Annotated in this window: 22 protein-coding genes and 2 tRNA genes; 11 read left to right on the top strand and 13 right to left on the bottom strand. The window is 57.5% G+C overall.

Annotated features, from left to right (window positions below):
• Positions 1–3 precede the first annotated feature (3 nt).
• The 4 genes from ABRP88_RS07620 to gyrA all read right to left on the bottom strand — a co-directional run bounded on the left by ABRP88_RS07620 (position 4) and on the right by gyrA (position 3,233).
• Positions 4–76 (bottom strand) — tRNA-Ala (locus ABRP88_RS07620).
• Between the two features lie 9 nt (positions 77–85).
• Positions 86–162, bottom strand: a tRNA-Ile gene (locus ABRP88_RS07615).
• 173 nt (positions 163–335) lie between these two features.
• Positions 336–674 (bottom strand): DUF3566 domain-containing protein, encoded by a 339-nt coding sequence (locus tag ABRP88_RS07610; RefSeq protein WP_349836854.1) that lies wholly within the window; start codon positions 672–674, stop codon positions 336–338.
• 3 nt (positions 675–677) lie between these two features.
• Positions 678–3,233, bottom strand: a complete 2,556-nt coding sequence (gyrA, locus tag ABRP88_RS07605; RefSeq protein WP_005276024.1) for a DNA gyrase subunit A — start codon at positions 3,231–3,233, stop codon at positions 678–680.
• Between the two features lie 78 nt (positions 3,234–3,311).
• Here gyrA and ABRP88_RS07600 point away from each other — a divergent pair, with 78 nt between their 5' ends.
• The 4 genes from ABRP88_RS07600 to ABRP88_RS07585 are packed head-to-tail and all read left to right on the top strand — an operon-like array spanning position 3,312 to position 5,796.
• Positions 3,312–3,533: a hypothetical protein gene (locus ABRP88_RS07600; RefSeq protein WP_005280480.1), complete on the top strand. Its 222-nt coding sequence runs from the start codon at positions 3,312–3,314 to the stop codon at positions 3,531–3,533.
• Positions 3,530–3,787: a cell filamentation protein Fic gene (locus tag ABRP88_RS07595; protein WP_349836853.1), complete on the top strand. Its 258-nt coding sequence runs from the start codon at positions 3,530–3,532 to the stop codon at positions 3,785–3,787. Before ABRP88_RS07600 ends, ABRP88_RS07595 begins: the two co-directional genes overlap by 4 nt.
• 11 nt (positions 3,788–3,798) lie before the next feature.
• The gene (locus tag ABRP88_RS07590) at positions 3,799–4,236 is read left to right on the top strand and encodes a DUF6918 family protein (RefSeq protein WP_349836852.1); all 438 of its coding nucleotides are present in this window, start codon (positions 3,799–3,801) and stop codon (positions 4,234–4,236) included.
• 60 nt (positions 4,237–4,296) lie between these two features.
• Complete coding sequence (locus ABRP88_RS07585; RefSeq protein WP_349836851.1) at positions 4,297–5,796, top strand: MFS transporter; 1,500 nt, start codon at positions 4,297–4,299, stop codon at positions 5,794–5,796.
• A 94-nt stretch (positions 5,797–5,890) separates the two neighbouring features.
• On the opposite strand, the gene gyrB is transcribed toward ABRP88_RS07585, so the two are convergent.
• From gyrB to dnaA, 5 genes are all read right to left on the bottom strand, one after another.
• A complete protein-coding gene (gene gyrB / locus ABRP88_RS07580) occupies positions 5,891–7,960 on the bottom strand; it encodes a DNA topoisomerase (ATP-hydrolyzing) subunit B (protein ID WP_349836850.1) in 2,070 nt (689 codons plus the stop codon).
• A gap of 168 nt (positions 7,961–8,128) precedes the next feature.
• Complete coding sequence (locus tag ABRP88_RS07575) at positions 8,129–8,698, bottom strand: DciA family protein (RefSeq protein ID WP_349836849.1); 570 nt, start codon at positions 8,696–8,698, stop codon at positions 8,129–8,131.
• Positions 8,695–9,885 carry a DNA replication/repair protein RecF gene (gene recF, locus ABRP88_RS07570; RefSeq protein ID WP_349836848.1) on the bottom strand — a complete coding sequence of 397 codons (1,191 nt, stop codon included), beginning with the start codon at positions 9,883–9,885 and terminating at the stop codon, positions 8,695–8,697. Before recF ends, ABRP88_RS07575 begins: the two co-directional genes overlap by 4 nt.
• Entirely contained in the window at positions 9,885–11,066 is a 1,182-nt protein-coding gene (gene dnaN / locus ABRP88_RS07565) for a DNA polymerase III subunit beta (protein ID WP_349836846.1), read from the bottom strand. The genes recF and dnaN overlap by 1 nt, the downstream gene beginning before the upstream one ends.
• Positions 11,067–11,696: 630 nt before the next feature.
• On the bottom strand, positions 11,697–13,397 hold the full coding sequence (dnaA, locus tag ABRP88_RS07560) for a chromosomal replication initiator protein DnaA (protein ID WP_349836844.1): 1,701 nt from the start codon (positions 13,395–13,397) through the stop codon (positions 11,697–11,699).
• 673 nt (positions 13,398–14,070) lie between these two features.
• Here dnaA and rpmH point away from each other — a divergent pair.
• Genes rpmH through ABRP88_RS07525 form a run of 7 tightly spaced genes read left to right on the top strand, consistent with a single transcriptional unit; the run spans position 14,071 to position 18,403 of the window.
• On the top strand, positions 14,071–14,214 hold the full coding sequence (rpmH, locus tag ABRP88_RS07555; protein WP_005275994.1) for a 50S ribosomal protein L34: 144 nt from the start codon (positions 14,071–14,073) through the stop codon (positions 14,212–14,214).
• A gap of 3 nt (positions 14,215–14,217) precedes the next feature.
• Positions 14,218–14,598, top strand: coding sequence for a ribonuclease P protein component (gene rnpA / locus ABRP88_RS07550; RefSeq protein ID WP_034653281.1), 381 nt, complete (start codon positions 14,218–14,220; stop codon positions 14,596–14,598).
• Positions 14,586–14,867 (top strand): membrane protein insertion efficiency factor YidD, encoded by a 282-nt coding sequence (yidD, locus tag ABRP88_RS07545; protein WP_296090083.1) that lies wholly within the window; start codon positions 14,586–14,588, stop codon positions 14,865–14,867. The genes rnpA and yidD overlap by 13 nt, the downstream gene beginning before the upstream one ends.
• 13 nt (positions 14,868–14,880) lie before the next feature.
• On the top strand, positions 14,881–15,864 hold the full coding sequence (yidC, locus tag ABRP88_RS07540; RefSeq protein WP_284785355.1) for a membrane protein insertase YidC: 984 nt from the start codon (positions 14,881–14,883) through the stop codon (positions 15,862–15,864).
• Between the two features lie 33 nt (positions 15,865–15,897).
• Positions 15,898–16,497 carry a 16S rRNA (guanine(527)-N(7))-methyltransferase RsmG gene (gene rsmG / locus ABRP88_RS07535; protein WP_034659477.1) on the top strand — a complete coding sequence of 200 codons (600 nt, stop codon included), beginning with the start codon at positions 15,898–15,900 and terminating at the stop codon, positions 16,495–16,497.
• A gap of 10 nt (positions 16,498–16,507) precedes the next feature.
• Complete coding sequence (locus ABRP88_RS07530) at positions 16,508–17,356, top strand: ParA family protein (RefSeq protein ID WP_023024597.1); 849 nt, start codon at positions 16,508–16,510, stop codon at positions 17,354–17,356.
• Between the two features lie 6 nt (positions 17,357–17,362).
• Complete coding sequence (locus ABRP88_RS07525; protein WP_284622764.1) at positions 17,363–18,403, top strand: ParB/RepB/Spo0J family partition protein; 1,041 nt, start codon at positions 17,363–17,365, stop codon at positions 18,401–18,403.
• Positions 18,404–18,478: 75 nt separating this feature from the next.
• Here ABRP88_RS07525 and ABRP88_RS07520 read toward each other — a convergent pair whose 3' ends face one another.
• The 4 genes from ABRP88_RS07520 to trxB all read right to left on the bottom strand — a co-directional run bounded on the left by ABRP88_RS07520 (position 18,479) and on the right by trxB (position 22,503).
• Complete coding sequence (locus tag ABRP88_RS07520; RefSeq protein ID WP_349836840.1) at positions 18,479–19,840, bottom strand: MFS transporter; 1,362 nt, start codon at positions 19,838–19,840, stop codon at positions 18,479–18,481.
• 141 nt (positions 19,841–19,981) lie between these two features.
• Positions 19,982–21,163, bottom strand: coding sequence for an N-acetylmuramoyl-L-alanine amidase (locus tag ABRP88_RS07515; RefSeq protein WP_349836838.1), 1,182 nt, complete (start codon positions 21,161–21,163; stop codon positions 19,982–19,984).
• Positions 21,164–21,245: 82 nt separating this feature from the next.
• Positions 21,246–21,569 carry a thioredoxin gene (trxA, locus tag ABRP88_RS07510; protein ID WP_005280453.1) on the bottom strand — a complete coding sequence of 108 codons (324 nt, stop codon included), beginning with the start codon at positions 21,567–21,569 and terminating at the stop codon, positions 21,246–21,248.
• 7 nt (positions 21,570–21,576) lie between these two features.
• Positions 21,577–22,503, bottom strand: coding sequence for a thioredoxin-disulfide reductase (trxB, locus tag ABRP88_RS07505; protein WP_005275966.1), 927 nt, complete (start codon positions 22,501–22,503; stop codon positions 21,577–21,579).
• Between the last annotated feature and the right edge of the window lie 58 nt (positions 22,504–22,561).

Here is a 22,561-nt window from a genome sequence, read left to right as displayed (position 1 = left end):
CTGTGGAGCATAGGAGAATCGAACTCCTGACCTTCTGCTTGCAAAGCAGATGCTCTACCAATTGAGCTAATGCCCCATTGTTCCGTGGTGGGCCTAGCTGGAATCGAACCAGCGACCTCATCGTTATCAGCGATGCGCTCTAACCGACTGAGCTATAGGCCCTTTAGCGGAACGAGATGTAACTTTACATACTATCCCGGAAAGAACACAAATCGGCAGCTCAAAGAGGTTTTCAGAGGCACTCTTCGTGGGCCTAATGAGTACGCTACTTCGCTCTTAAAACTAGAAAATGCCGGCAACGTTTGCTGCCGGCATTGTCTCCCACTCACAGTAGCCTAAATATCATCCAAGCTAACCTTTAGTCCGCCGAGGACATCCACGATGGCGTTATAGATTACGGCCATCAGCGGTGCGAGTAAGGTGAACAGGACGGCGAAAATAACGCCAATCAGCGCGCTGGCTGCGATCACCACGCCAAAGGTGACCTCAAAGCCGCCGCCGACGCCACCAACGAGGCTATTGACTGACTCCCATATGCCCAGCTGGTGCAAACCGATGTACAGCAGGCACACGGCCAGCAACCACGCGATGAGTCCGACGAGTGACAGGGCCAGACCAACGCGAAACGCCGAGGTGGGCGAAATGTGGTGGATGGTTACGTCTCGTCGTTCCATGTCCTACTCCTCATCCTTGGAGGCATCGCTACCCTTGTGGTGCTCTTGCTGGACCTCATCGACGGTCTTTTCGCCCTTGGCCACAGCCTGCGCGTCTTCCTCACCATCTTCTTCAACATTGCGGTCGATGGCAAGCAATTCGACATCATCGGCAAGGTCAACCAAGCGCACGCCCATCGTGGCGCGCGAGGAGGGACGAATCTGGTTTACTTCGGTGCGAATAACCCCACCGGCGGAGGTAATGGCGAAGATTTCATCGTCTTTATCAATCGAAATGGCACCAATAAGCTTGCCGCGCTTCGGAGTGTACTTGAAGGTCATGACACCCAAGCCACCGCGGCCCTGCGGGGTGTATTCCTCAATGGCGGTGCGCTTGCCGTAGCCACCCGAGGTAGCAACGAGTAGGAACTCGCCGTCGTGGACGACGGACATCGCCAGCAGCTGGTCATCGCCGCGGAAGCGCATGCCCTTCACACCGGCGGTAGCGCGGCCCATGGGGCGCAGCTGGTCGTCATCAGCAGTAAAGCGGATGGCTTGGCCCTGCTCAGAGGTCAGCAGGATGTCATCGCCTTCAGAAACGAGCTGGGCGCCAATGAGCGCATCGCCCTCGTTGAGATTGATGGCGATAAGGCCTGCGGAGCGAGCGGACTCGTAATCGGTCAGGCGCGACTTCTTCACGCGGCCCTGCTGGGTGGCCAGAACAAGGTATGGCGCATCCTCGTAGGACTGGATCTGAATGACCTGGGCGATCTTTTCCTCCGGCTGGAATTCCAGCAGGTTGGCCACGTGCTGGCCGCGGGCAGCGCGGCCGCTCTCTGGTAGCTCGTAGGCCTTCAGGCGGTAGACGCGGCCAAAGTTGGTAAAGAACAGGATCCAGTCGTGCGTGGAGCAGACGAAGAAGTTTTTCACAATGTCATCTTGCTTGAGCTCCGCACCGCGTACGCCCTTGCCGCCACGCTTTTGTGACTTATAGGTATCGACCTTGGTGCGCTTGGCATAACCCGTAGCGGTGATGGTGACCACGACGTTTTCGCGGGCAATGAGGTCTTCATCGGTGACCTCGCCGGAGGCAGGCAGGATCTCGGTGCGGCGCTCGTCGCCGTACTTTTCGACGATCGCCTCCAGCTCATCGTGGACGATCTGGCGCTGGCGCTCCTCGTGGGCGAGGATGTGCTTGAGGTCTGCGATCTCTTCTTCGATTTCTGCCAATTCATCGACGATCTTTTGGCGCTCCAGGGCGGCCAGGCGGCGCAGCTGCATCGCCAGGATGGCATCGGCCTGGATATCGTCGACATCGAGAAGCTCCTTCAAGCCCTCGCGCGCCTCATCAACAGTGGGCGAACGGCGGATCAGGGCGATGACCTCATCCAACATATCCAGCGCCTTGACCAAGCCGCGCAAGATGTGCGCGCGCTTTTCGGCCTCATCCAGGCGGTACTGGGTGCGGCGAACGATGACCTCAATCTGGTGCGCAACATAATTGCTCAGCATCTGATCCAGGCGCAGGGTGCGCGGTACGCCATCGACGATGGAAAGCATATTAGCGCCGAAAGAGGTCTGCAGCTGGGAGTGCTTGTACAGGTTATTGAGCACCACGCGGGCGACAGCATCGCGCTTCAGGGTCACAACAATGCGCATGCCCACTCGGTCAGAGGACTCATCTTCGATCTTGGAAATGCCGGCGATCTTGCCGTTGGCTACGGACTCCGCGATATTGGAAATGAGGTTATCGGGGTTGACCTGGAACGGCAGCTCCGTGATCACGATGGTCTGCCGGGAACCGGATTCCTCGATGGAGGTCACACCGCGCATGCGGATGGAACCGCGGCCGGTGGTATATGCATCCTTGATGCCCTGATCGCCCACGATAAGGCCGGCGGTGGGGAAATCCGGGCCCTTCACGCGTTCCATGCAGGCCGCGAGCGCGGCATCCTCGTCTGCGTCCGGGTTCTCCAGCAGCCAGTAGATGGCCGAGGCCAACTCATTGAGGTTATGCGGCGGGATATTGGTGGCCATGCCCACGGCAATGCCGCCAGAACCATTCATCAAAAGGTTAGGCACACGGGACGGCAGGACGTCCGGCTCGCTGGTCTTGCCATCGTAGTTGGGCGAGAAATCCACGGTATTTTCGCGGATATCGCGGACCATTTCCATGGCCAACGGGGTGAGCTTGCACTCGGTATAACGCATTGCGGCGGGGCCGTCGTTACCGCGGGAACCGAAGTTACCCTGGCCATCGACAAGCGGGTAGCGCATATTCCAGGACTGCGCCAAGCGCACCAAGGTGTCATAGATGGCCGAGTCACCGTGCGGGTGGAATTGACCCATGGTGTCAGAGACCGGGCGGGCGGATTTCACGTAGCCGCGCTCGGGGCGGTATCCCGAATCGAACATGGCGTAGAGAATGCGGCGGTGCACCGGCTTTAGGCCATCGCGCACCTCAGGCAGCGCGCGGCCCACAATGACGGACATGGCGTAGTCGATATAGCTCGACTCCATCTCCTCATTAATGTCAATGGGAAAAATCCGATCAAAAAGATCGTCGTTATTGTCACTCATAAGGCCAAATTCTACCTTCTCCGGGCTTTGTCGGCCTTATTTGCCGCACCGGTGGTATCACTGTGGTATCACTGGGGCATGGCAATGACATTGCGGCTTACCGCAGAACAAGATCACGCCCTTACCCTCTTGGCCTCCGCGCAAGGCACCTCCAAGCACGAAGCGGTGGTGCGTGCCATCGTGGCGGCGGCCTCGCGCACGCTTGCCGATGCCCACGTGCAAGCCACCGCCCGCGAGCTCCTCCCCGGCCGCGCGGATCTAGAGGCCGAAATCCGCAGGGCGCGGAAGACCCACGCATGAGCCCCGAACAGCTATACCTAGTGGCTCAAGAATTTTGCGCCCGCTTTAATCTCCGCATCATCAATTACTCCTCCTTGGTGGCCGCCGCGGCTGCCAGCACCGCGCGCCTGGAGGGCATAGCCATTCACGGCGATGAGCAGCAGGCAGCCCAAGCCATGGCGGAGGTTTTAGAAAACGTGCCAGCGTTAAATGCTGGAAATCAGACCTTCGCGCAGTACTGCGCCCGCGTCTATATGGCCACTAAATTCGCGTAAAGTATGGCACCATGTCTCACCTTTCTACCTTGATGCATGGATCCACCCGCACCGAGTTCATCGCCGAGTGCGGGGCTTTCGTTGAAAAAGTCGCCTCCGCCCAATCCGGCATTTCTGGCATGGCCATTAAAGGCGGATTGGCCGCCGCCAAGAAGGCCGATGCCAACGTCGTCCCCAAGGCGCTGGAACGGATCCTGCCGGATGTCCTCGATGCCCTGGATCCGCGGTGGCAGGACTTTGCGGAAAGCGGGAAGGATGATTTCGGCGCCTTCCTTGAACCGCGCCAAGAAGAGGTCAGCGATGAAATTATGAATATCGCAGATAAGCACGTAGAAAAGGTGAACTCCGCCGCACTGCGCAAACCCTATAATTCCCTGCGTGGCAAGGCCACCAAGATCTTAAGCCCGGAAGTTCCTGCATTCGGCCGCATAGTACAAAAGCACATGTAAATAAATAGTTTCCACCGGTTTTCCTGCGGTTGAAGGTTTTCTGGACTGCGGAGTATAAGTGTGGAAGTGACTTATTCCCCGCATCATAAATCGTCGGCATCAGAAGCAAACCGTACCGACTACCCCGCCGGCCAAGACCCCGCCCGCTGGCGGGTTCTTATTATTGTGCTGGTCACGGTGTTCATGTCACTAATTAGCGTGTCCATCGTGAACGTGGCGCTGCCGTCGATCCAGTCTGGGCTTGGTGCCACGGATTCGGATGTGCAATGGGTGTTATCTGGTTATGCGCTTACCTTCGGCGTGGTCCTCGTCGCCGCCGGACGCGCCGGCGATCTCGTGGGGCGCGGGGGCATCTTCCTCCTCGGCATCGCCGTCTACACCATTAGCGCCGCCGTGGCGGGTTTCGCGCCGAATGCGCATTCTCTAAACATCGCGCGCTTTGTGCAGGGTGTTGGTGCCGGGTTGCTGAACCCCCAAGGCGTGGGAATGATTCAGCAATACTTCCGCGGGGAAGAACGCGGCCGCGCCTTTGGATACTTTGGCGCCACCGTGGGAATCGCGGTGGCCATCGGCCCGGTACTGGGCGGCTTCCTCATTAAGATCGGCGGCCCTGATCACGGGTGGCGGCTGACCATGCTGGTCAATGCCCCTATCGGCCTGCTGGCCATCATCTTGGGCCTCATGTGGTTTCCACGCCCGCTATTTTCCCGCGTCCGCGACACCGCGGGCCATAAGCTGGGAATCTTCAAGGCGCTGGCCACCCTGGATCCCATCGGCGCGCTCATTCTCGGCGCCGCAGTATGGTGCATCCTCTTCCCCTTCATGGACTCCACCGGTTCCCCGGCCGTGTGGTGGCTGCTTCTCGCGGGTGCCGTGCTCATTGGCGTGTGGGTGCTGTGGGAGCGCCACCACAAGGCTACCGGCCATCCGCCGATGGTGGATCTCAATATCTTTGCCACCTCGAGCTTCCGCAATGGCACCATCATCGCCACGTTGTGGTTTATGGGCATTACCAGCATCTGGGTGCTCGTGGCGTTGTACTTCCAAAATGGCCTGGGTTACTCCGCGCTCGCGGCCGGCTCGGTGGGCATTCCGTCCGCACTCCTCAACTCCATTACCGCCACCATCGCTGGCCGCAAAATCTCGCGGTATGGGCGCATAGTGGTCATCATCGGCATGCTGACTACCATCTTCGGACTCTTCACCACGGTGGTCTTTATTTGGGGCACCACGCATTGGGGAATGAACGAATGGTGGCTCATCCTTTCTTTGGCATTTATTGGGCTTGGCCAGGGTGCCGTGGTCTCCCCTAACCAAACCCTGACCTTGGCGCAGGTCCCAGATAACTACGCCGGTTCCTCCGGCGCAGTCCTGCAAACCGGCCAGCGCATCGGCACCGCCATCGGCCTAGCCGTCATTACCGCCATCGTCTTTGCTATGCTCCAAAGCACCTCCGGAGATTGGCCCGTATCCATCATGACCGGTTTCGGTGTCATCATCGCCGTTTGCCTGGTGTCCTTGAGCTTTGGGTTTGCGGATCAGCGCGCTTCCCGCAGCTAATACCTCTCCCCATAGTTAGAGCCCACCGTGGATAGTTCCACGGTGGGCTCTGGCTTTTCCCCAGCTCCTATACGCAGAGGACTAGGCCAGCGGTTTAGATATCCAGGAAGCGGACATCCTTCGCGCGGCGGGTAATGAAGGAGCGGCGAGCGGCCACGTCATCTCCCATGAGGATGGAAAACAGCTCATCGGCGCGCTGCGCGTCTTCCAGATCCACGCGGCGCAATAGGCGCGTGGAGGGATCCAGGGTGGTCTCCCAGAGCTCGGAGGCGTTCATCTCTCCCAAGCCCTTGTAGCGCTGGATGCCGTCATCCTTGTTGATCTTGCGGTTTTGCTCCAGGCCCTCCGCCAGCAGCTTATCGCGCTCATCATCAGAGAAGGCGTAGCCCGGTGTGCCCTTAGACCACTTCAGCTTGTAGAGCGGCGGGTTAGCCAGGTACACGTGGCCATCCTCAACCAACTGCGGCATAAAGCGGAAGAGCAGGGTCAACAGCAGCGTGGCGATGTGCTGGCCGTCCACGTCGGCATCGGCCATCAGCACGATCTTGTCGTACCGCAGCTTCTTGATATCGAATTCCTCGTGGATGCCGGTACCCAACGCGGTGATGATGGCTTGGACCTCGGCATTTTTTAAGACCTTATCCATGCGGGCCTTTTCCACGTTCAAGATCTTGCCGCGCAAGGGCAAGATGGCCTGGAACATAGAGTCACGGCCGGCCTTCGCGGAACCGCCCGCGGAGTCACCCTCCACGATATAAAGCTCCGAACTCCGCGGATCCTTAGAACGGCAATCCGCAAGCTTGCCGGGCAGTCCGCCCAGATCGGTGGCGGACTTGCGGCGCACCATCTCGCGCGCCTTACGCGCTGCCATGCGGGCATGCGCCGAGGAGACGGCCTTATTGATGATGGCCTTTGCCTCTGCCGGGTTGGCATCAAACCAGTCATTGACGTACTCGTTGACCGAGCGCTGCACAAAGCCCTTGATCTCGGAGTTGCCCAGCTTGGTCTTGGTCTGGCCCTCGAACTGCGGATCGCCCACCTTGACCGAAATGACGGCGGCCAAACCTTCGCGACAGTCATCACCGGAAAGGTTGCCGTCCTTGTCCTTGATGAGCTTGTGCTCCTTGGCATAGCGGTTCATCAAGGAGGTCAGGGCTGCGCGGAAGCCCTCTTCGTGCGTGCCGCCCTCGTGAGTATTGATGGTATTGGCAAAGGTGTGCACGGACTGCTTGTAGCCCTGGTTCCACTGCAAGGCCACCTCGACCTCGTGGTCCTCGCCTTTTGCCTCGAAGGACACGATGGTGGGGTGAATAGCGTTCTTGGACTTATTGAGGAATTTTACGTAGTCCGTCAGGCCCTCCGGGTAGTGGAAGGTGATCTTTTTGCGGCGCTTCTTATCGGCCTTGGTGACGTTCTTGGAGTCGTCTTCCTCGTTAAAGGTATCGCCGGCATCAGGAACATCATCAAAGGACGTCTCGTCCGCGCTCGCCTCACCGGATTCCGCATCTGCGATTTCCTCGAGCTCGATTTGCTCTTGGGTCACGCGCTCATCAATAAGCTCGATGGTCAGGCCCTTGTTCAGGAAGGCCATCTCCTGCAGGCGGCGCGCAATGGTGTCGTAGTCGAACTCGGTGGTTTCAAAGATCTCCGGGTCCGCCCAGAAGCGAATCTTGGTACCAGTGCCGCGGGCGTTGCCGCCTTCCACAAGGTCATCCGGGATGGCGTTCTGGAAGTTTTGGTACCAGTGCTTGCCCTCACGCTTGATCTCCGCCTCCACGCGGGTGGATAGGGCGTTGACCACGGAAATGCCGACGCCGTGCAAGCCGCCGGAAACGGCATAAGAATCGGAGTCGAATTTACCGCCGGCGTGCAGCTGCGTCATGACCACCTGGACGGTCGGCGCACCGGAGGCGTGCATCTCCACAGGGATGCCGCGGCCATTATCGATGACCTCGACGCCGCCGTCTTCCAAAAGCTTGACGGTGACCTTATCCGCGAAGCCTGCCATGGCCTCATCAACGGAGTTATCAACAATCTCCCAGATAAGGTGGTGCAAACCGCGCGATCCGGTGGAACCGATGTACATACCGGGGCGCTTGCGGACGGCCTCTAGACCTTCCAGGATCGTAATTGATCCAGCATCATATGCGTGTTCTTCAGCCACGGATTCGTGCTCTCCTTTTGGCTATAGCTAATTCTAAGACTTTCACTATTCTACACGCATACCCCCTACTGAATGACACCCCACACCGGCCAGAGGTAGCTATGTGGCGCGCTCTGTAGTTATTTATCTTTTAAAGGGCAGAGCTAACCTGCTCCTATTAGCCACTTATCAACCGTAGGTATCTTGCGAACCTTGCGGTTTTACCCACTGCCGACCCTCGTAATTGCGCTGCTGCCGCGGGCCGTGGATGCGCAGCTCAGCAATGACATCGGGGCCGAGCCGGTCCGCAATTTTGCGCAGAATTTCCCGCTGCAGGTAGCGCAGTTCCGTGGCCCAGGTGGAGTTATCGCAGGAAATGTAGACGATCTTGTCCTTGATTTTCTGCGGCTGCGTATGGGCAGCGATGCGCTCGCCCACCAGGTTTTCCCAATTTCCCATGACCCAGCCGTGCGCTAATTCATGCTCCCAGCCGCGGTGGGAAATCTCCTTTTTAATTTGTGCGCCCAGGCTCGGCACATCAATCTTTCGCCGCGGCCTCCTGCCATCGGCGCCGGTAGGCCTGCCCACCTGGTAGCCGCGATAGTTCTGCGGCTGAGCATCCGCCAAGGATGGCACCGGCATCTTCGGCACTGGGCGCGTGAGCTTTGGCGGATTCTTCGAGGTAGAGCGCACCAACCGGAAGTATTGGGTGACGGGATCCGTGCGTTGCCTGCCGGTTTCCCCTTCTTCCTCACTCATTTTTCTTCCTCGCTATCCTCTCCTGCGGTTGCTTCCGTGTGCAGGGTGGAAATGCGCCCCTGGTCCGTATCTTCCACTCCTACCCGGTAACGCACGATGGGCTCCAGGTTATCCGGTAAATCCTCATCCACCGCGGCGGTAATAAGCACCTGTTCTGCCGTGGCGGCGAGGTGAACCAGCTGGGTGCGGCGCTTGGCATCGAGCTCGGCAAAAACATCATCCAAGATGAGGACCGGATCTGATCCCCCTTCTTCGCGCAGGAGCTCAAACTCCGCCAGGCGCAGGGCGATGGCATAGGACCAGGTTTCGCCGTGGCTGGCAAAACCCTTGGCCGGCTGATCTCCCAGGTGGAGCACGAGATCATCGCGGTGCGGGCCCACCAGAGAGATGCCGCGCTCGATCTCGCGCTGCCGGGCAGTGGCCAGCTCGGTCAGCATGACGGCCTCCAGCACCTCGCGGTCAGAGGTATCGATGGTGGATTTATACTCCACGTGCGCAGGCCGCGACTCCGGTGCGAGGCCGGCATAGGCGGCGGGAATGTGGTCCAAGAGGGCATCGACAAGCGCAAGGCGCGCCGCAATGACCTGTGCGCCTAAGCGCGCGAGCTGGGCATCCCACGTATCCAGCGTCGATAGCGCCGATGCGCCGTCGCTATCGCCGTAGCCGCGCCGCAAGCTTGCCGATGCCGACTTCAACAACGCATTGCGCTGCTTTAATACCTTGTCATAATCCGCCTTAACCCCAGCTAGGCGCGGGGTCCGCGAGGCGATGATGCTATCGAGATACGCGCGGCGCCCCGCGGGCTCACCGCGCACCAAGGCTAAATCCTCAGGGGAAAACAGCACCGTTTTCACCACGCCGAGTAACTCGCGCGGGCTGCGCAGCCTAGTGCGGTTAATCTGCGCTTGGTTGGCGGCATGGGGTTTGACCAGCAAGTGGGTGGTTAATTCGCGCCCCTGGTTGACAGCAGTAAGGGACACCCGCGCGCTCTGCGCACCCTGGCGCACCAGCGGCGAATCATGGGAGACGCGGTGGGAAGACAGGTGAGCGGTATAGCCCACGGCTTCCACGATATTGGTCTTGCCAAAGCCATTGCGGCCCACGAACAGAGTGATCCCCGGGCCCAGCTCAAGTTTTAGTTCGGACCATGAGCGAAAATCCCGAACATCGAGATCCCTTATAAACATTAACCTGGCAGGCGAACCGGCATTAAGAGGTAGGTGAAGTTGGTCTGCGGCGTGGGGAAATTGCCATCCTCATCGGCTTCAGGCAGCTCTTCTGGCGATGGGATCATGATGGCGGGGCGGGAAGGCTCCGTGAAGCCGAAGACCACGCGATCGGTGTTGATGACAGCAAGGCCATCCTTCAAATAGCCCGGGTTGAAGGCGATCAAGAATTCATCGCGGCCGTGGAATGCGCATGGCAGGGTCTCGGTGGCATTACCGGCATCGGCGCCGGCGGACAGGGTGACCTGACCATCGGCAAATTCCATGCGGATCTGTGCATTGCGGTCCGTCAGCAGGGAAACGCGGCGAATGGCTTCTTGCAGCGGCGCCACCTCAACCGAGGCAATATTCGTGTGTGACTTGGGAAGCAAGGGCTGGACGTTTGGGAAATCCGCATCCAGCATGCGCGTGGTGGTTTCGCGGTTATCCGCATGCAGGCCAAATAGGCCATCGGCGCCGATATTATCGCCGGAGCCCACCGCAATCTCAATGGGAATATTCAAATGTGGATCCAGGCTGCGCCCGGTATCTTGCAGGGTCTTTGCCGGGACCAGAAGCTTAGCCTCAACGTCCTCAGCCGCCGGCTCCCACTCCAGGGTGCGCATGGCCAAACGGAAACGGTCCGTAGCCGTCATCTCAATATCCTTGCCGTGGATATCCATGTGCACGCCAGTAAGCATGGGCAGGGTGTCATCCTTGCCGGCCGCGGCCGCAACCTGCTGGATCGCCTCTGCGAATAGCTGCGGTTGGATCGTTCCGGTGACTTCAGGCAGGACCGGCAATTGCGGGTAATCATCGAGCGGGATGAGAGGTAGCTCAAAGCGGGAGGAACCACAAGCAACCAAAGCCTTGGAATCTACCTGGGAGATCTCCACTTCCTTATTGGGCAAGGTAGCCACGATATCGGAGAGCAATTTACCGGCAACGGCGATCTGGCCGGGCTCGTCCACCATGCCCGCGATGCGCACCCGGGTAGAAACCTCGTAATCAAAGCCGGTGAACTCTAAGCCGTTGTCATCAGCGGTGATGAGCATCGCGCGCAGCACTGGCTGGGTGACCTTGGAAGGCAGGCTGCGGGCAACCCACGCTACGGCGTTGGCAAGGTCATCTTTGGCAACGCGAAATGACACGGCTTCATCCATGGTGCGAAGAGCTCCTCTTTGGCGGGGTAGGAATGTGTAACTTTCAAAAGCTGGCTTCCAACTTACCGCATCCGGTGAACCTTGTAATTTTCCCTCCGCCCGTCCGAGCCAGCGCCGCGCGCTCGGGACCGGGCACAATTTCACACATCCCCTTTCTACTTACAAGATCAGAGAAATAATTTAGTAGTAGTAATAAGCGCTGTGGGATCTGTGATCAACGGGGTAAATGACAAGTTCAGCGCGGCGATCCGGGGTGTGCCGATTCTTGTGATCTTGCTGTGATCAACTGGCCCGGAGTGTGGATAAATAAGCGGGTCATCGTTTTATCCACAGTCTTTAGTAGTTATCCACGGATCTGCACACAGTGCTGATCACAGGGGCGTCTGTGCTGGATAGGGCCTGTGGAATTTAAAACTGTGAGCAAAATCTACAAATTACATCCATAAAATTACACAGGTGTGGATAACTCTGTGGATAGCTGTTTATACGACTCTTACCGGCACATAGCCCCTGGTAGGCGCCGGTAGGCGGTGGTGGCAGGTGGGGGCATCGGCAAGCGCACCGCCTGCTTACAAAAATGGCGCCTTCCTGTTATTTAAGGAAGACGCCACCGGGTGGTTGTGTTTTTCTCTAGCCGCGACCGCGATTCTTGATGCGCTGGGTCAGGGACTGAATCTCGTCGTAGGTATTGCGCTTTTCCGTCATCTCTTTGCGGATCTTGCGATCGGCATAGATCACCGTGGTGTGGTCCTTGCCGCCGAATTGCTCGCCAATCTTGGGCAGCGATAGCTCGGTCAATTCGCGGCAGAGGTACATGGCCAGCTGGCGGGCGTGGGCCACCGCGCGCTTCTTGCCGGCTCCGCGCAGGGTTTCAACATCAATATCGAAGTATTCCGCGGTGACTTCCATGATGGAGGCTGCGGTAATTTGCCGATCAGCAGAATCCGGCGCAAGATCGCGCAACGCAATTTCTGCCATTTCCACGTTGATCGGCTCATTGACCAAGGACGAGTACGCGGATACGCGAATGAGCGCGCCCTCGAGCTCGCGGATGGAAGACTCGAAGCGCGAGGCGATGAGCTCCAGGACGGAACGATCCACCTCAGTGCCATCGGCGGCGGCCTTCTTCATCAAAATGGCAATGCGGGTTTCCAGATCAGGCGGTTGAATATCCGTAATCAACCCGCCCTCAAAGCGGGTGCGCAGGCGATCCTCCAGCGTGGTGAGCTGTTTTGGTGGGCGGTCCGAGGACAAAATGATCTGTTTATTGGCCTGGTGCAGCGCATTGAAGGTGTGGAAGAACTCCTCCTGCGTGGATTCCTTGCCCTCTAAGAACTGGATATCATCCACCATCAAAATATCGAGGTTGCGGTAGCGCCGCTTGAAGGATTCCTGGCGGTCATCGCGCAAGGAATTAATATAATCATTCGTAAATTCTTCCGAGGACACGTATTTCACGCGCAGCCCTGGGTGCAGCACCTGTGCGTAGTTGCCGGCGGCATGCAAAAGGTGCGTTTTACCCAGTCCAGAACCACCCCAAATAAACAGTGGGTTATAGGCGCGGGCGGGATTTTCCGCCACCGCCACAGCCGCACCATTGGCAAAACGATTCGATGAACCGATGACGAAGCTTTCAAAAGTGTGCTTCGGGTTCAGCGAGGTTTCCCGGTTGGGATCGTGCGCCGGGGCCTCTCGCGGAATGCGCGCGGCATTCGCAGATCCGCCGAACTCTGGTTGCTGGCGGTTATAGTCCTGCTGGCTGGTGTAGTGCTCCGCCAATTCATCCAGGCTTGCCGGGGCATGGCTGGAGCGCCAATTAGGCGGGGTCTGACCTGCGGTGGGGTTGTGGTTTCCGCGGGCTGCCGACGCATCCGTTTGCTGGGGGCGAGAGACGTAATTTTGCGCGGAAGAAGAATCATTCTGCGCCGGCGGCATGTATTGTGCCTGCGGGTTGGGCTGGGAGGAAGGGGCCTGCGTGCTTGCCGATGCCCCTCCTGGTGCCGGTTGCGAATTCGACGGGTTGGCAGGCGGTTGTGGCTCCTGCGGGGTAGCTAAGGTAACGGCGAAGGAACACGGGCGGCCGAGGTGGCGGGTAAGGGCCTTGGAGATGTATCCGCCGAGCTCATTTTCTACAACTTCTTTGGCGTTGACATTTTCCGCTGCGACAAGCGTGTAGCCTTCCACCATCATGATCGGGCGAACCAACTGCAGGTAGAGGCGTTGTGTATGCGAAAAGCTCGGGACCTCAGAGTTGGGTTGCTCGGATTGCGCGAGCAGATCATCGACTATCGCGCGCCAGACAGCTTCTAGGTTCGCTTGTGGTTCAGTCACAACGGGCTACCTTCAATAATTCTCTCGGGGACGGGTGGACAGTAAATAACAAATTCCACGGTGGATTCCACCGCGGTTTTCACAGTGGTTTTTATCGAGTCACCTCGATCTCCACAGAGTTATCCACAAGTGTGGAAGAAATAGTTATTCACAGCTTAGTGCATGGCTGTGGATAACTTGTGATAGACCACTTTATAGCGTTGTACTGCGGAAATGCTAAAACTCTCAAGTGGTTATTTAGAGTTATCCACAACGGTGCACGTGCTGTGGAATTTGATTCCTTAGTTCTACCGCCGCGAAGGCGGGTGTGTCTAACGGAAGATTTATACTTAAAATGCAGGCGGCTATAGACCATTGCGGTGCGAAGGATTAGCCGCAGCATGAGCGCCAAAACTGGCCTTCTAGCTGCAGGAAAAAACACTTATGTAATTTCGGGTGTACCCGAGTGTCGATTTGTTTCCGGCGGTTTAAATCACGTAATCTGGCATGGTCTATTGCAACAGAGAGTTGCGCGTGAACAGGACAGTGTCACTTCGCACTGGCAGGGCTTACCAGAGCTCGCCGAGCGTTTAGATAACAGTGACGCGTCAGGTTCATGGAATCCATTCATCAGTGGATGTGCTGCCGTTTTGTGGCGGCAGTATGTCCACGTACAACTTCAAGGAGAATTGACGTGGCAAAGGGTAAGCGCACGTTCCAGCCGAACAACCGTCGCCGTGCACGTAAGCACGGTTTCCGTACTCGCATGAGCACCCGCTCCGGTCGTGCAATTGTGGCCGCTCGCCGCAAGAAGGGCCGCGCAAAGCTGTCCGCATAAGTCATGCTGCCAGCCCACCACAAGCTCACATCGCCGCCGCAATTTCGGCGGACGATGAAGGGCAGTCGCCGGCAGGGCACTCGCACCGTCGTCGTGCATGCGCGCGATACTATGAGTGCGAATTCCAATGGCACCATGGGCAATCCGGCCGAGATCGCGGCCACCGGGCCGCGATTCGGCCTCATTGTTTCTAAAGCCGTCGGGAATGCAGTGGTACGCCACCGCACCTCCCGGCGGCTTCGCCATGTGTGCATGACGCTCATCCCCAAGCTTCCAGCGGGCGTGGATGTAGTGATTCGTGCGCTACCTGCAAGTGCGACCGCTACCAGTGAGCAATTAGAAAAAGATATTACTAAGGCGCTGCGCAAACAATGGGATATTTAAATACCCGTGGGGAAGAAATTCCCGCAGCCTCCGGACTGGCTGCACCGCTGGTTAAAGCGGTTCGTTTCTACCAAAAGCATGTCTCGGGCCTTAAGATGGTATCAACCTGTCGGTTCGAACCGACATGCAGTGCTTATGCCTTAGAGGCGTTGTCCAGACACGGCGCGCTTAAAGGTACGGCGATGGCAATGGCTAGGGTGTGCAAATGTGGGCCCTGGCATCCGGGCGGATTCGATCCAGTCTCGGGACCGGTCACCAACAACAACTGAGGATTAAACACTCGTGCTTAATTTCATTTACTGGCCAATTTCGGCCGTTTTATGGTTCTGGCATTGGCTGCTATCCCTCGTAATGGATCCCGCGTGGGGCATTACGTGGATTTTGGCCATCGTGCTGCTGACCTGGACGCTGAAGGCGCTCATGGTCAAGCCCACCGTGAGCCAGATTCGCTCTTCGCGCAAGATGCAGGAAATCCAGCCTAAGGTGCAGGAAATCCGCGCGAAGTACGGCAAGGATCAGGCTCGGGCTGCGCAGGAAATGCAAAAGGTCTATAAGGAATCTGGCGTTCGCCCGATGGCCGGCTGCCTTCCGGTCTTGGTACAGATTCCAATGTTCATTGGTCTTTTCCACGTGCTGCGCTCGTTCGACCGCACGGTTTCTGTAGCCGGCGGCATTGGACACCCCAGCGGCGAGCCGATGTCCATTGAGGCCAACGCCAATACCGCGAACTACATTTTCAAGCCGGAGCTCGTTCAGCAGTTCTTGGACGCCAAGATCTTTGGCGTTCCGCTGGTTACGAACCTCCGCCTGAACTCGCCCTTGGTGGAAGGCGTTACCACCACCACCCAGGCGGCGTTCATCATTGTGCCGATGATTGCCGTCATTGTGGTGCTGATGCACTTCAACGCGCGCATGAGCCTGAACCGCCAAGAAAAGCGCCGCGCCCAGGGCAAAACTTCCGCCCCGCAGGGCCAGAATGCGGAAATGATGCAGCAGCAGATGGCCATGATGTCCAAGATGATGCTGTGGGTCATGCCCGCAATGCTGATCTTCTCCGGCTTCATCTGGCCCATCGGTTTGTTGTTCTACATGCTGTCCAACACCGTGTGGACCTTCTTCCAGACCCGCATCATCTACGGCAAGATGGACCGCGAAGAAGAAGAGGAAGAGGCCGCTAAGATTGAAGCTAAGCGCACTACCGCTCCAAAGCCTGGCGCTCGCAAGAAAGACAACCGCACCAAGAAACAGCGGAAGAACGACAACTAAACAGCTACTGAGGAGATTCTCATAGTGTCCGAGATGGACCCGTCTGCAGTATTTGGCTCCCGCCTGCCGCTCGCGCAGGAATACCACGATTCGCTCGCTACAGACGGGTCCACTCGTGGTTTTATCGGCCCGCGCGAGGTACCGCGGCTGTGGGAGCGCCACATCTTAAACTGCGCCGTTATTGAACAAGTTATTCCGGAAGGCGCCACGGTTATCGATGTCGGCTCTGGTGCCGGATTGCCCGGCATCCCGCTGGCCATCGCTCGTCCCGATCTGCACATCACGCTCATTGAGCCGCTTTTGAAGCGCTATAACTACCTCAACGAGGTAACCGAAAAGCTGGGATTAGATAACGTCACCGTGTTGCGCGGGCGCGCCGAAGAAGGACCCATTAAAAAGGCAGTGGCCGGCGCGGACGTGGTGACCTCCCGTGCAGTTGCTCCCCTGGGAAAGCTGGCAAAGTGGTCTCTTCCCCTAGTACGCAAAGGCGGGGAAATGATCGCGCTGAAGGGCTCTTCTGTACACGAAGAGCTGGAGCGCGATGCCGCGGATATTAAGAAGGCCGGCGGCGGAAAAGCCGAGGTCACGACCGTTCACGGAACCACGATTATCCGTGTCCCGCGCGTGAACTAAAGTAGACGGCATGACTAATCCGCGCCTTATCACTATTGCTAACCAGAAGGGCGGCGTAGGTAAAACCACCTCCGCCGCCAACTTGGCCGCAGCCCTTGCTACTGAAGGCAAGAAGGTATTGGTCATTGACCTTGACCCCCAGGGAAACGCATCGACCGCCATGGGCGCGGAACATAGCTCAGGAACCGATTCCAGCTATGAATTGCTCTTGGGCGATTGCACTGCGGAAAAGGCCATGCAGGCTTCTCCGCATAATTCAAACCTTTATTGCATCCCCGCGACCATCGATCTTGCCGGTGCGGAAATTGAGATGGTGTCTCTCGTGCGCCGCGAGTTTCGGCTTTACGATGCCCTCCATAACGGGTTCCTAGAAGAACACGGCTTTGAATACGTCTTTATTGATTGCCCGCCATCTCTGGGTTTGCTGACGATCAATGCCATGACGTGTGCGGAAGAAGTCATCATCCCTATCCAGTGTGAGTACTACGCACTGGAGGGCGTGGGCCAATTATTGGGCAATATCACGATGATTCGCGAGCACCTCAATGAAGATCTGCATATCTCTGCGGTGCTCCTTACCATGTATGATGCACGTACGCGCTTGGCTGAGGATGTGGCCGATAACGTTCGTGAGCAATTTGGCGCCGTTGTCATGGGCAACGTCATCCCGCGTTCTGTGCGAGTCTCAGAGGCGCCTGGTTACGGGACCACGGTGATTGATTACGCCCCTTCATCCACCGGTGCACGGGCGTATCTCGCCGCGGCTCGCGAGCTCAACAGGCGCGGTGATTATCGCCCGCATCCCACCACGGGGGCGATTGGCGTGAGCCCCGAAATTTATGCGGAATTGGAAGGATAGGATTTCATGGCAGAACAAAAGCAAGGTGGCCTAGGCAAAGGCCTAGCCGCTCTCATCCCGTCCGGCCCCGATGCGCCCACCCGCAAGCCACGGCTGGGTGATTCCGCCGCAGATATTATCTTGGGAAACTCCACGGGAAGTAGCGAGCGCAAGGCACGCGGCGAAAAGCGCGTAAAGGGCGCTCCCACCATCCAACAAGGCTCTGGGTCCAAGTCCTCCAAGAAGCGGCAAGCTACGCCGGCAGCAATCGGCGCGACCTACCGCGAGATTTCCGTGGGGGAAATCGTTCCCAACCCCAAGCAGCCGCGCACCGTTTTTGATGAGGATGAGCTCAGCGAGCTGGTTCACTCCATCCGCGAGTTCGGCCTCCTGCAGCCGGTCGTCGTCCGTCCCTCCGAGGAGGGCGGATTTGAGCTCATCATGGGTGAGCGCCGTTGGCGCGCCTCCTCCAAGGCTGGCTTGGCCACTATCCCGGCCATCGTGCGCGACACCAAAGACGACAATCTGCTGCGCGATGCCCTGCTGGAAAACATCCACCGCGTTCAGCTCAACCCTTTGGAAGAGGCACACGCTTATCAGCAGCTCTTGGAAGAGTTCGGCGTAACCCAGAACGAATTAGCGGACCGCATTGGCCGCTCGCGCCCGCAGGTGACCAATATGCTCCGCCTGCTGCGGTTGCCGGTAGACGTGCAGAAGCGAGTTGCTGCAGGCACCCTCTCGGCCGGTCACGCGCGCGCTATCTTGGGCCTCGACGATAAGGAAGCGATGGACTACATCGCGGACCGGGTAATTTCGGAGGGCCTGTCCGTGCGTGCCACCGAGGAAGCCGTGACGCTATATAAGCGCGATGGGAAACCCGCGGAGAATAAGAAGAAGTCCCAGGTACCACAGCCGCAATTTTTTACCGACTCGGCTGAGCGCCTCTCGGATCGCTTCGATACTAAGGTCACCGTGACCATGGGCAAGCGCAAGGGCAAAATGGTCGTAGAGTTCGGCGACCAAGAAGATTTCGAGCGCATCATGGCGCTGATGGAGCGGGATAAATAACCTGCTCCTGTGGCAGGTTCCCCAGCTGCCTGCCACATTCGCAAAGTTAGTGCCCTCCTCTTTAGAGCGAGGGCACTATTTTTTAGAAAAGATGAAGTGGCCCTTGGCTTGTTCTTCCTCATGTTCGGCGCCCAGCGGAATGCCCTTGCGCTCGCGCAGGAGTAGGGCTGCAATAAATCCGACGATGCTTGCGGAGACAAGATATACGGATACCGCAAAGGTCGTGCCCGTTGCTTCTACCAACGAGGCCGCGATCATCGGGGCGAAGGCACCGCCGAGAACGGAGCCGATGGCATAGGTAATCGATACGCCCGAAGCGCGAATGGATGCTGGGAAAAGCTCTGTATACATGGCAGATTGCGCACCATAGGTTAAGCCGAGCCCAACCGTCAGGAAGATGAGGGCGGAATAAAGCAATCCCAGGGACGCCGTATTAACCAGCGGGAAAAGGGCCGCAGCGCCGATCGCTTGAATGACAAATCCGACGAGATACGTCGTGCGGCGCCCGATATAATCCGATAACCAGCCAGCGAAAAGCGTAAAGATGAGCCACGTGAAGGCTGATAGCGTGACGGCATTGAGGACATCGCCACGCGCGAGCGAGACCGGACCCTCGGGGTTGGTGGCGTAATTTTGGATATAGCCACCGGTGGTCATATAGCCCACGGTGCCGTTACCTGCAAAAACTAGGGCCGCGACGAGGACAAGCGGAAAATAGCGCTTGAACAAGATACCAATGGGGTTTGCCGCCTCGCGTTTCTTATTATCTGAGATCTCTTGAAAGACCGGAGACTCATCCACGCCGATGCGGATGGCGTAGCCGATGATGACTAGGACGAAGGAAAGCAAGAACGGCACGCGCCAACCCCATTCAAGGAAGGCATCCCCTGGGGCGATGATATTCATGATGGAAAGCACGCCAGAGGACATCAGCAGGCCGATGGGGACTCCGATCTGTGGCCCAGCGCCAAAGAGGCCGCGCTTATCGTTGGGAGCGTGTTCAACTGCAAGAAGCACCGCGGAACCCCACTCTCCCCCGGCGGAGATGCCTTGAATGATGCGGAGGAAAATCAACAGGATGGGAGCCCATACTCCCGCCGTATCGTAGGTAGGCAGGAGGCCAATTAACGTGGTGGCCCCACCCATGGCAAAAAGGGTGACCATGAGGACGAGGCGGCGACCAAGACGGTCACCAAAATGGCCGGCTAAGAAGGCGCCAAGCGGGCGAAAAAGGAAGGATAGGCCCACGGAGGCGAAGGAAACGATGCTGGCTACCCCACCTTCTAAGGGGCCGAACATTACTTGGTTAAATACTAGGCCGGCGACGGCGGCATAGAGAAAGTAGTCATACCATTCAATCGCGGTTCCGATTGTGGTGGCAGCTACTACGCGGCGCGTTTCTTTTCTGGAAATTGGGGCGGAGGTTGAGCTGCTCATTATAGGAATCCATTCAATTAGTAGATATCAATAGCTTGGACTGATACTAATCGAATGAATGCTATTGGTACAAGATAACGCAGTTAATCTTGCGCGGCGGCCAGTGATTAAGTCCGCTCTGTGCGCTCCAGTTTGGGCAGGCTAAGCCTGCTCCGCTTGAAGAAGCTCGGAGAATTTGTAGGTACCGGTAATGGCGGTGTCTTGCTCCATGAGGTACATGCGCTTGACGGCGATAACGATTGCTTCTGCAATATCGTCACGGCGCTTCGGGTTGGTAAGAATTTTGACGTCCTCAGGATTGGTGAGGTAACCCAAAAAGATCTGAACAACCGGCATCTGCGTCAGGCGCAAAAGATCCCAGGTGCGGCCGTGGTTAGAACAGTCCTGCAGATCGGTGCGCGCCACGATTTCACGCTGGATGAAGCCGGAAAGGGTTTCACCAATGAGTGAGGAGTTTCCGGATTCGGAACCAAAGTAGAACGTGGCTACGCCGTGGGCCTTCTCGTTGGGATAATAATCGCACGCCAAAGAGATGACCATATCGGCATCAAAGGCATTGGCCAGCTCGGCACGGGATTGCACGTCCGCATCATCGGTGCGGGGGCGCGAAATAATGGTTTCCATGCCGGCGGCGATCATTCGGCCTTCGATGCGTTGGGTGAGATCCCAGAGGATTTCTTGCTCAGAAATATCACCAAAACGGCCCTTGACCGTGAAGCCGGAGTCCCGGCCACTTAGTGCAGGGTCAATGACCACGCGCTTGCCCGCCAACTTTGGCCCGGCATTGCGCACACGCTCGCGCTCTAAAATATTGTGCGCCGAACCGCCGGTGATGCGGCGGCCAAGCAAGCTGAGTGCGCGAATGGTAGCCGGTCCACACACGCCATCTTCCTGCAGCCCGCAATTGTGCTGGTATTCGGTTAAGGCAGCGTGGGTATTGCGGCCAAAATGACCATCGACGCGATCTTGATAGAAACCGAGCTCTTGCAGTTGTTGCTGCAATTGCGAAATGTCATCGCCCACCAATGGATTGGTGGGTTCATAGCTCAAAACGCGGCTGCCCAGGGTATAAGAGGCTTGGCGCAATTCGCGCAGGGTCAGATCGTCGATCTCTCCCGTTGGGAGGATGCCGCGCGATTGCTGGAATGCCTTGAGCACTTCAGCGAGATCGGCATCAAAGGTCTTATCAGTCTCGGAGTACTTCTGCTTTTTCCAGGCAGAGAGTTCGCCCGTGAAATCTGATAAGAGGCCAAGGCGAGCCAAGGTGGCGCGAGCTTCAGCTACGCGCACACTTGAATCACCAACCCGAAGAACGCGATTCACGCCTTTCACCCCTTCCACGGCCTAGGACTTTAGGCCGCATGGCAGATTTCCTACTCGGTAACTTTAGTAACAAGAGTAACAGCTATAGCTGCTTTTTCACTTGCGCCACGATGTCATCTTTAGAACGCAGGCCCACAAACTCGTCGACCTTTTCGCCATTGTTGAAAATCAATACATTTGGAATGGACATGATTTGGAACATGGCGCCGAGGTTTCGTTCTTCATCGACGTTGACCTGGGCGATGGTGACTTCACCGTCGAGCTCATCTGCGACCTCTTCCAAGATCGGAGACAGCTTCTTGCATGGCCCGCACCATTCCGCCCAGAAGTCCACGACGACGGGTTTATCCGCCTCGATGACATCAGAACGGAATGTTTCAGTGGTTACCTTTTTGACGTTACTCATACTGAATCTAACGGTTTGCAGCCAAGAATTGTTCCGCATCCATGGCAGCGCGGCAGCCGGAACCTGCAGCGGTGATGGCCTGCTGATAGTGGTCATCTACCAAGTCACCGCAAGCGAAAACGCCAGGCAGAGAGGTCTTAGTAGAGGGCTGGTCAACCTCAACGTAACCATTGTCATTGAGCTTGACCTGGCCGTTGAGGAAGGACGAACGCGGATCGTGGCCAATGGCAACGAACATGGCGGTCACGTCCAAGGTGGAGGTTTCCCCAGTCTCAACGTCCTTGAGCTCTAGGCCGCCGACCTTGCCGTCATCTTCAAGCACGCGCTCGACAACCTTATTGGTTTCCCACTTAATCTGCTCGTTCTCCTGGGCGCGGTCCAACATGATCTTGGAGGCGCGGAAGTTTTCGGAGCGGTTCACAATGGTGACAGACTCCGCGAACTTAGTCAGGAAGGTAGCTTCCTCCATAGCGGAATCGCCGCCGCCGATGACGGCGATATTGTGGCCCTTGAAGAAGAAGCCATCGCACGTAGCGCAGGTAGAAACACCGCGGCCGGAGAGCTCTTCTTCGCCGGGAATGCCAAGGTGGCGTGGTGCGGCGCCGGTGGCGAGGATTACCGTGCGGGCTTCAAAAACCTCGTCGCCCACGTGGAGCTTTTTAATATCGCCCTCCAACTCGACGGAGTCGACGACTTCCATGCGCAGATCCGCACCAAAGCGGATTGACTGTGCGCGCATTTCTTCCATGAGCTCTGGGCCCATGATGCCCTTTTGGAAGCCTGGGTAGTTCTCCACCTCGGTGGTGTTCATTAATTCGCCACCGTATTCAAATCCCTCGAATACAATGGGGCTGAGTTCAGCACGAGCGGCATAAAGCGCGGCGGTATAACCGGCAGGTCCGGAACCTACGATGGCAACATCGTGGACGGTCATTGCTAACTCCCTAAAATCACAGTGTCATTTTGCGTAACGTCAAGAGTCTACCCGCCTG

It is taken from the genome of Corynebacterium sp. KPL2734, assembly GCF_040225595.1.
Taxonomy (GTDB): Bacteria; Actinomycetota; Actinomycetes; order Mycobacteriales; family Mycobacteriaceae; genus Corynebacterium; species Corynebacterium rhinophilum.
The sequence above is the reverse complement of the archived record's forward strand: the minus strand, read 5'-3'. Positions and strand labels throughout refer to the sequence as shown.